This is a genomic window from Actinomadura sp. 7K507 (assembly GCF_004348425.1).
Classification (GTDB): domain Bacteria; phylum Actinomycetota; class Actinomycetes; order Streptosporangiales; family Streptosporangiaceae; genus Spirillospora.
Genome location: NZ_SMKK01000304.1, coordinates 1 through 9,614, shown reverse-complemented (window position 1 = coordinate 9,614; position 9,614 = coordinate 1). Strand labels below are relative to the sequence as shown.

General features: G+C 69.4%; 8 protein-coding genes. 7 read left to right on the top strand and 1 reads right to left on the bottom strand.

The window, feature by feature from the left end; translation table 11 throughout:
• Positions 1–70 precede the first annotated feature (70 nt).
• From E1285_RS40265 to E1285_RS40245, 5 genes are all read left to right on the top strand, one after another.
• Positions 71–1,033, top strand: coding sequence for an alpha/beta hydrolase (locus E1285_RS40265; protein ID WP_207947173.1), 963 nt, complete (start codon positions 71–73; stop codon positions 1,031–1,033).
• On the top strand, positions 1,030–2,826 hold the full coding sequence (locus E1285_RS40260) for a gamma-glutamyltransferase (RefSeq protein WP_132159863.1): 1,797 nt from the start codon (positions 1,030–1,032) through the stop codon (positions 2,824–2,826). Before E1285_RS40265 ends, E1285_RS40260 begins: the two co-directional genes overlap by 4 nt.
• Positions 2,827–2,969: 143 nt before the next feature.
• The gene (locus E1285_RS40255) at positions 2,970–3,680 is read left to right on the top strand and encodes a GntR family transcriptional regulator (protein ID WP_207947172.1); all 711 of its coding nucleotides are present in this window, start codon (positions 2,970–2,972) and stop codon (positions 3,678–3,680) included.
• Between the two features lie 179 nt (positions 3,681–3,859).
• On the top strand, positions 3,860–5,437 hold the full coding sequence (locus tag E1285_RS40250) for a long-chain fatty acid--CoA ligase (RefSeq protein ID WP_132159861.1): 1,578 nt from the start codon (positions 3,860–3,862) through the stop codon (positions 5,435–5,437).
• Positions 5,438–5,446: 9 nt separating this feature from the next.
• Positions 5,447–7,264, top strand: coding sequence for an acyl-CoA dehydrogenase (locus E1285_RS40245; protein ID WP_132159860.1), 1,818 nt, complete (start codon positions 5,447–5,449; stop codon positions 7,262–7,264).
• A gap of 653 nt (positions 7,265–7,917) precedes the next feature.
• Here E1285_RS40245 and E1285_RS40240 read toward each other — a convergent pair.
• Complete coding sequence (locus tag E1285_RS40240; protein ID WP_279510126.1) at positions 7,918–8,175, bottom strand: dihydrofolate reductase family protein; 258 nt, start codon at positions 8,173–8,175, stop codon at positions 7,918–7,920.
• Between the two features lie 165 nt (positions 8,176–8,340).
• Here E1285_RS40240 and E1285_RS46065 point away from each other — a divergent pair, with 165 nt between their 5' ends.
• Positions 8,341–8,490 carry a hypothetical protein gene (locus E1285_RS46065; RefSeq protein WP_165966958.1) on the top strand — a complete coding sequence of 50 codons (150 nt, stop codon included), beginning with the start codon at positions 8,341–8,343 and terminating at the stop codon, positions 8,488–8,490.
• Positions 8,491–9,317: 827 nt separating this feature from the next.
• Positions 9,318–9,614, top strand: a 297-nt coding sequence (locus E1285_RS40235; protein WP_132159864.1) for a MerR family transcriptional regulator, incomplete at its 3' end; no start/stop codon positions are given.

The window sequence follows — 9,614 nt, the reverse complement described above, 5'->3', positions numbered from 1 at the left end:
GCATGAGACCCACCCGGCCCAAGGTCCGCACCTCGCTTCATCAGCTCTCCGCGTTCACAGAAAGGACGTCGTGAAGCCCATCCAGTTCAGCGCCGCTCTCCCCGAGGTCGACGTGATCCCGTACACGGTCGTCGACCCGCGGCTGGCCGAACCCGCCGCGGTCAACGTCCTCGACGGCGCGACCTCCTACCTCAACGTCGCGATCGGCATGCACAAGGGATGGCGGCCGCTACGCGCGGACGTCCACGTTCCCGCCGGCGGCGACGGCCCGTTCCCCGTCGTCGTCTACGCCCACGGCGGCGCCTTCGTCGGCGGCGTCAAGGAGATGGGGCCCTGGGGGAGCCTCCCCGGCCGCGGCATCGCCGTCGTCTCCGTCGAGTACCGCCTCGCCGGTGAGGCCCGCTACCCCGAGCCGGTCGAGGACATCGTCACCGCGATCCGCTGGGTGCGCGCCCGCGCCGGCGACTACCACCTCGACTCCGGGAGGGTCGCGGGATGGGGGAGTTCGGCCGGCGGCTACCTGATGGCCAGGGCCGCTGTCAGTGGAGGGGAGACCGGGGGGCGCCCGCTTCCCGAGCTCGCCGGATACGGTGCCGACCTTTCCGCCGTCGTGCTGCACTACACGGCCGGCGACATGAGCGGCGTCGTCGCCGCCGCCAAGGCGGACCCGGCGCTGCGTGACCGGGTCGGCCCGAGCATCGAGCTCATCTACGGCCGCGGCCTCGACTCCGAGGACCTGCCCGCGATCGTCGAGCACGGCTCCGTGCTCCGCGCCGTCGCCGTGGCACAGCGACTGCCGGCCTTCCTCCTCGCACACGGCGACGCCGACCGGACCGTGCCGGTCGAACAGAGCATCCGGTTGCGCGACGCCGTCCAGGCGCGCGGGGGCCATTGCGACCTCACGGTCGTCCCCGGCCAGGATCACGCGGCCCCCGTTTTCGCCGAACCACGGATCGTCGACCCCACGATCGAGTTCCTGTACGCCGCCTGGGCAGGGCGGTTCTCCACCGAGAGGGACGGGACGCGGCGATGAGCGACGACACCTTCCGCGAGCCCCGGTTCCTGGCTCGTCCCGCGATCACCGGATCGTTCGGCGTCTCCGCCTCCACCCACTGGATCGCGTCGTCGGTGGCGCAGTCCGTCCTGGAACGCGGCGGCAACGCCTTCGACGCCGCCACGGCCGCGGCGTTCGTCCTCCATGTCGTCGAACCCCACCTGAACGGGCCGGGCGGCGACCTCGTGGCGCTGATCGCACCCGCCGGGCAATCCGTCGAGGTCCTGTGCGGACAGGGCCCCGCCCCCGCCGCCGCGACCATCGACCACTTCCGGTCCGAGGGACTCGCGGCCGTGCCGGGAGCGGGAGCGCTGGCCGCCGCGGTGCCGGGTGCGGTCGAGGCGTGGCTGCTGCTGCTGCGCGACCACGGCGGCTGGGAGCTCGAGGACGTGCTCTCCTACGCGATCCACTACGCCGAGGCGGGACATCCCATCCTGGCGAGCACCTGCGCGGTGATCGGCCAGGTACGCGACCTGTTCACGACGCACTGGCCCACGTCCGCTCGGCTCTGGCTCCGCGACGGCGCGGCGCCGTCCCCCGGCGACATCGTCACCAGTCCCGCCTACGCGCGCACGCTTCGCCTGCTGCTGGCCGAGAGCGCGGGAGCCCCGGACCGGAGCGCGCGGATCGACGCGGCCCGGAGGGCATGGGGACAGGGTTTCGTCGCCGAGGCCATCGGACGGTTCGTCGCCGGCGTCCCGCACCGCCACGCCACCGGCGGGGACCACCGCGGCCTCCTCACCGCCGCGGACATGGCGGCGTACTCCGCGCACTACGAGCCCGCCCTCTCGGCCGAGTTCCGCGGCCGCCGCGTCCACAAGGCCCGCCCCTGGACGCAGGGACCAGTGCTGCTGCAAGCACTCAGCATCCTCGACGGCTTCGGGGACGACGAGCTGGATCTCGACACCGCGGCGGGCATCCACCGGGTCGTCGAGGCACTGAAGCTGGCGATGGCCGACCGCGATGCCTACTACGGCGACGGGCACGACCCCGAGGCACTCGCCGTGCTCATGTCGGCGGACTACGCCAAGCAGCGACGCGACCTGATCGGGCCGCGCAGCTCCTGGGAGCTGCGGCCGGGATCGTTCGCCGGGCTGCCCCGCCCCTACCGTCCGGTCGTCGCCGCCTCGGCGGGCACCGCGACGGCGTCGGTCGGCGAGCCGACCGTGCGGGTCACCGGCGAGACCCGGGGCGACACCTGCCACATCGACGTCATCGACAGGTGGGGAAACGCGATCTCGGCGACGCCCTCCGGCGGCTGGCTGCAGTCCTCGCCCGCGGTGCCCGAGCTGGGGTTCTGCCTCGGTACCCGGCTCCAGATGACCCACCTGGACCCGGCGAGCCCGTCGGCCCTGGCCCCTGGCCGGCGCCCGCGGACCACGCTGACGCCCACCATGGTGACGACCGAGGACTCGATCACCGCACTCGGCAGCCCCGGAGGCGATCAGCAAGAGCAGTGGCAGCTCGTCTATCTGGTCCGCACCCTGGCCGGCGGATTCGGATCCCAGCAGGCGATCGAGGCGCCGATGTTCCACACCACCGGCTTCCCGGGCAGCTTCTGGCCACGGAGCTGGGAGCCGGGAGGCCTGGTCATCGAGGACCGCGTAGGCCAGGCCGTCCTCACGGATCTCCAAGCCATGGGGCACGCCGTGCGTCGCGCCGGGGACTGGGCGCTCGGCCGGCTCTCGTCGGTGCACCTCGACCGCACCGAAGGACGCATCGTCGGCGCGGCCAACCCGCGCGGCGCCCAGGGATACGCGGTCGGCCGATGATCATCCGTGCGGAGAACTCGCCCAGCAGGCAATCCACCCGCCCATGGAAGGAGGGGCCATTGCGCCAGATTGGATGCGGTACCCTCGTTATTGCATCGACAGGACGCCGATTCCAGCCGTTTCGGGTAGGAGGAAGGCCTGAGGTGGCTGACGATCTGGTCCTCGACGAGGAACTCGCCGCTCAAGGCGCATCCCTGAGCGACCAACTGGTCGCCGTGTTGCAGCGCCGCGTCATCTCGGGCGAGATACCGGTCGGCGCCTGGCTCCGGCACGGCGCGCTCGCCGAGGAGTTCGGAGTCAGCCGGACCCCGGTCAGGGAAGCCCTGCGCATCCTGGCCGTCCAGGGATTCCTCACCATCTCTCCCAACCGGGGCGCCCAGGTCAACGGACTCTCCGGGCACGACATCCGGGAGATCGGCCAGGTCCGGGGAGAACTCGAAGGGCTCGCCGCCGCGCTCGCCTGCGATCGGATCAACGACGACCAGACCCGGCGAATGACCCGGTCATGGGACGCGTTCCGCGAGTCGCTCGATGGGCGGCAGGACGTCCAGGCCGAACGATGGATCCGCGCCAACGACGAGTTCCACTCGGTCATCCTCGAAGCCGCGGGAAACCATCACCTCACACTCACCATCCGCGAACTCCGGCGGCGGCTTCCGCACAACCTCTCCTTCGCCATATACGCCGGCAACTCCAGGCTGATCGAAAAGAACCTCGCCGAGCACGAGGCGATAGCGACGGCGATCCTGAAACAGGAACGCGAGCTCGCACACCGGCTGATGTCGGAGCACATCCGCAACTCCAACGAGGCGATTGCGCATCGGGTGGACAGGAACGCCACCCAGGCTCCGTAGGCCCCAACCGGATCGAAGTTACGGCGCGGCATCTGCCGTGCTCACCTGTTTCCGTGCGCCAGGCCGCGGGCGTGAACTCGTTCCGGCCGTCGGCGACAAGTGACCCATCCGCGCTGTCAAGCCGGAGATCTGCTGGGTCGAGATGTGTACCTGGATTCATCTCTTGATCGGAGTTTGTGGTGACGAACCTTGCAACGCTGGTGGAGACGGCCGCGACGAACCACCCCGACCGCACCGCCATCGTGGCCGGTGCGCTCCGCTGGTCGTACCGGCGGCTGAACGAAGAGGCGAACCGTGTCGCCGGCCTCCTGACCGAGCACGGCATCGGGCGCGGCGACAAGGTCGCCGTCACCACGCCGAACATCCCGGAGTTCACCGCGATCTACTTCGGGATCCTCAAGGCCGGCGGGGTCGTCGTCCCGCTCAACGTCCTCCTCAAAGAACGCGAGTACGCCTACCACCTGCGCGAGGCCGACGTACGGGCGTTCTTCGCGTTCGAGAGCGGTGGTGACGCACCGATGGGCGAGGAGGCACGCGCCGGCTTCAGGCAGGTCGATCAGTGCCGGCACTTCTTCGGCGTTTCCCCCGGCCGCACCGGCGACGTCCCCGCCGACGACTTCCACGCCGCCGTCGAAAGCCGGCCCCGCACATTCGACACCGTGGAGACGGCCGACGACGAAACGGCGGTCATCCTCTTCACCTCGGGCACCACCGGCCAACCCAAAGGGGCCGAGCTTCGCCACGACAGCCTCCGCCTCAATGCCCTGGCGGCCCGCGACCTCTACGACGCCGACGCCGACCGCCCCGACACGTACCTGTGCGTCCTGCCGCTGTTCCACTCCTTCGGCCAGACCGCAATCCAGAACGCGGCCGCGGGCTTCGGCGGCACCGTGGTGCTCATGCCGAGGTTCGAGCCGCGCGCCGTGCTCGAACTCCTCCACAACGAGGAAGTCACGGTTTTCGGCGGCGTGCCCACGATGTACTGGGCACTGCTCGCCGAACTCGAAGCCCGGAACGGCGCCCCGGCCGGCGGCGGGGCCGGCGCCCCGGTCGACGCTCAGGCCATCGCCGGACGCCTGCGGGTCGCGATCTCCGGCGGCGCGGCGCTTCCCGGTGAGGTCCATCGCGCCTTCCGCGAGAAGTTCGGCGTGACCATCATCGAGGGATACGGATTGTCGGAGACCTCGCCGGGCGCCGCGTTCTCTCCGTGGGGAGCCAGTCCCCGGATCGGTTCGATCGGCAAACCGATACCGGGCGTCGAGATGAGGCTGATCGGTCCCGACTGGACCGACGTCCCCGAGGACCTTGAGGCGATCGGCGAGATCGCGATCCGCGGGTACAACGTGATGAAGGGGTACTACAAGCGGCCGGCCGAGACCGCGGAGGTTCTCAAGGACGGCTGGTTCCGCACCGGCGACCTCGCCCGGAAGGACGGCGACGGCTACTACTACATCGTCGACCGCGTCAAGGACATGATCATCAGGGGCGGCTACAACGTGTACCCGCGCGAGATCGAGGAAGTCCTCATCACCCACCCCTGCGTTTCCCTGGCAGCGGTCGTCGGCGTGCCGCACCCCTCCCACGGCGAGGAGATCAAGGCCGTGGTGATCAAGGAACCCGAAGACCCGACCTCCGAGGACGAACTCATCGCGTGGTCGAAGACCCAGATGGCGGCCTACAAGTACCCCCGGATCGTCGAGTTCAGGGACTCGCTGCCCATGACGAGCACCGGCAAGATCCTCAAGCGGGAGATCTGAGGCGGATCCATGACGACCACACCTGCCGGGCGTGCCGCTCACCTGCTCTCAAGGCGCAACCTCGACTTCATGCTGTACGAGTGGCTCGACGTCGCGCGCCTGACCGCCAGGTCACGCTTCAGGGAGCACTCGGCCGAGACCTTCTCCGCGGTCCTCGACCTCAGCGAGCAGCTCGCGGTAAGGAAGTTCGCACCGCACAACCGGGAGGCCGACCGATGCGAACCGGTCATCGGCGCGGACGGCCGGGTGCTCCTGGCCCCGCCGGTGCGGGACGCCGTCCACGCGTACACCGCCGCCGGCCTCCAGGCCGCGAGCTTCGACCACCACTACGGCGGCATGCAGCTGCCGGTCACCCTGCAGAAGGCGTCGTCCCTGTGGTTCACCGCCGCGAACGGGTCGACCGCGGGATACCTCTTCCTCGCTTCGGCCGCGGCGAACCTGCTGGTCGCGCACGCAGGCGCCGACCTGGTCGACCGCTACGCCCGCCCACTGATCGAAGGACGGTTCTTCGGCACGATGTGCCTGTCCGAGCCGGACGCCGGCTCCTCACTCGCCGACATCACCACGCGGGCCGACCTCAGGGACGACGGTACGTACAGGGTGCGCGGCACCAAAACGTGGATCTCCGCAGGAGACCACGAACTCGGCGAGAACATCGTCCACCTCGTCCTCGCCCGTACCGGTGCGCCTGAAAGCGGCGTCAAGGGCATCTCGCTGTTCGCCGTTCCGAAGTTCCTGGTAGAGGCAGACGGCTCGATCGGAGAACGCAACGACGTCGCCCTCCTCGGCCTCAACCACAAGATGGGGAACCGAGGCACGGTCAACGCCGTCCTCGGCTTCGGGGAAGGCGACCACCGACCGCGCGGCGAAGCCGGCGCCATCGGTCATCTGGTCGGCTCGGAGGGCAGCGGCCTCGCCTGCATGTTCCATATGATGAACGAGGCGCGTATCGCCGTCGGTGCCGCGGCGGCCTCGCTCGGCAGCACCGGCTACCTCAAGTCACTCGCATACGCCAAGACCCGTCTTCAGGGCAGGCGAGCCGGCGACGGGGATCAGTCCCCACGAGTCCCGATCATCGAGCACGCGGACGTCCGCCGGATGCTGCTCGCACAGAAGTCCTACGTGGAAGGATCTCTCGCCCTCGTCCTGTACTGCGCCCGCCTCGTCGACGAACAGGCCAGCGCACCCGGCGAAGCCGAACGCGACCGAGCACGGATGATGCTCGACGTCCTCACACCGATCGCCAAGTCCTTTCCCGCCCAGTGGTGCCTGGCCGCCAACGACCTGGCCATCCAGATCCACGGTGGATACGGATACACGCGCGACTTCGACGTCGAGCAGCACTACCGGGACAACCGGCTGAACCAGATCCACGAGGGCACCCACGGCGTCCAGGGGCTCGACCTGCTCGGACGGAAAGTGAGGGCGAACGGCGGCGCCGCATTCCAGATCCTGATCGACGGCATGAGGAAGACGGCCTCGTCCGCACGAGAGCAGGACGCAGAACCGACCGCCCTCGCGGAACTGCTCGAGCGCCGGATAGACCGGCTGGTCGCGACCTCGGAGACGCTCTCACGAGCCGCCGACCGTCCCGCCGCGATGGCCAACTCGTCGCTGTACCTGGAGGCGATGGGCCACGTGGTGGTCGCGTGGCTATGGCTGGAGCAGGTCGTCGCCGCAGCCGACAAGGCCGATGACTTCTACGAAGGCAAGAGAGCGGCGGCCCGGTACTTCTTCTACTACGAGCTACCCCGCACCGACCACCAGTTCGACCTCTTGTGCCGGTTCGACCGCACGACCCTGGACCTCGTCCCCGAATGCCTCTGACCACTCAGTTCGCCGGGCCGAGGAACCGGTCGACGACCACGTGGATACCATCCAGAATCTCCCGTTCGGTCATCGCCTCGTTCGTCAGGAGATGCTCCAGAAGGCAGCAACGTGTGCGCGACCCAGGTCGGCGCGATGCCCGGCATGCGTTCTTCCAGCTGCGGCACTGGCGCCAAGGAAGATCCCGACTCCGGAAGCCCGGCCTTCCGTCCTCCCCGCGCCCTCCCAAGACGAGGAGGCGTAGCCCCCCGCAGCGAGCACGCGACGCGTATCCGCAAGCTACATAGGCGATGTGTGAGTGGGTCGCGTGGGACTCGAACCCACAGCCTACGGATTAAAAGTCGGCCGCTCTCGTATCAGAACAGTGCTCTCGCTGTTAGACCTTACCGCTCTGTCCGTATCCAGCACCATTCCCATGCCGCTACGTCCCGCTCCGTGCTAGTCCGTTTCGGAACCGCCGAGCAGACAACGAGCAAACATGCCCGGCCGCCGACCGTCCGTGACTGCAATGGGAGAAACACCGCCGTCAGGCCGGTGCCAGCGGATCCGCCCGGCTCCTTCGTGGCCGTCCAGCAGGTGGGCTGCTCATCCCGTCAGGAAAACCGTCTGCGTGCCAACCGTGTGGGCGTGTTCGTCCGCCGTCCGTCGTGCGCCTAACGCTCCCGGACGGTGTAGGTCAGGTGCGTCACCCTCGGTGAGGGCTCAGCGCGGACCGGCTCCAGGGCCACGCGGCCCGCGTCCACGCCCTCGAACAGGCGAATTCCGGAGCCGAACAGCACGGGCGACAGCGCGATCGAGAACTCGTCGGTCAGGCCGGCGTTCACGTACTCCACGATCGTCGCGCCGCCGCCCGCGATGCGGACGTTGCGGTCGCCGGCGGCCTCGCGGGCCTGGTCGAGCGCGGCCTCGATGCCGTCGTTGACGAAGTGGAAGATGGTCCCACGCGGCCCCAGGGGTCACGCCTCTCGTGCGTCACGACGAAGACCGGCGTGTGGCCGGTATCCCGACGGAGGTGATCGGCGTGAGCGACGATGCCGGAGGGTCCTCGCCGTCCGCGCCCGGGGCGCGGGTTGAGGATGCGCACCGAGCATCTTGGGAACGGCATCGTGGTGGTGCACCTCGACCGGGAGATCGACAACTCCACCGCCAGTCTGCTGCGCGAGTCCGTGATCTTGGTCGCGCGGTCGGCCTCCCGCCCCGACGGGTCCTGGATCTGGACCGGGTGACCTTCTGCGATGCCTCCGGGCGGGGCGCGCTGGTGGCGATCCGCAACGCGGTCGGCACCCCGCAAACCCGGGCCCGGGGCACGTTCGCGCACCGGGCACAGGCAATCCCATCCGCCGCTCCTCGAAAACCTGTGCCGATCAAGGTAGATATTCGCGGCAGAGTGGGGTATGGTTCCTGTCATCGAAGAGGAACAAGTCCAGCAGGCGCGGCAGAGGACGAACTGCCCGCACAGATGGATGACGCGGGCCGGGCGTGCCGGGGTCAACGCAGTAGAAGGGACCCCGGCAGCCGGCTCCGCGTCCGGCGGCCAACGGGCCGCCGTGAAGGCACGTCGCAACACCGCAAGTCGCAACACGGTAGGAAACACAGGTAACGCAGGTAGAAACACGGAAGGAGGGTCTCGGCACCATCGGGATCGCCCGCAGCGGGCTCCAGTCACGCCGCGCGGGTACCGCAGCCCCACAGATTGGACGGTGGTCTACGGTCACGCATCCGCGATCCCCGCGCCCCCGCCACAGGCGGCCGGCGCGGAAGTCAACCGGCCGCAGCGCCGGATAGATGGTGTTGTACCCCATGGCCCCGGCGCCGCCCTTCGGCGCCGGGGCCCCGTCGTTCTCCAATACGCGTTCGGCGTGCACCCAATAAGGGCAGCCACGACAGTACGGAAGGTTTTGTGAGAGGACCTCAGCCGGTTGGGCCCGGCACCCACCCAGCAGACCGCGACCCGCGCCCTGCCCAGCCCGGCCAGGCGCAGGACGACATCGACACCGGGCTCGACCGCAGGCTGGACGACAAGCTCGACGACGAGGACTACCCCGCCTACAGCATGGGCCGGGCCGCCGAGCTCCTCGGTGTCACCCCGGGGTTTCTGCGGGGCCTGGACGCCGCCGAGCTGTTCGTCCCGCAACGTTCGGCCGGCGGCCACCGCCGCTACTCCCGATACCAGCTGCGCCTGGCCCAGCGTGCCCGCGACCTGGTCGACCAGGGCACCGCGCTGGAGGCGGCCTGCCGCATCATCATCCTGGAAGACCAGCTCGCCGAAGCCATGCGCATCAACACCCAACTCAAGCGGCGCATCGACACCCGCCCCGACCAGGACACCGACCAGGACACCGAACGGGAC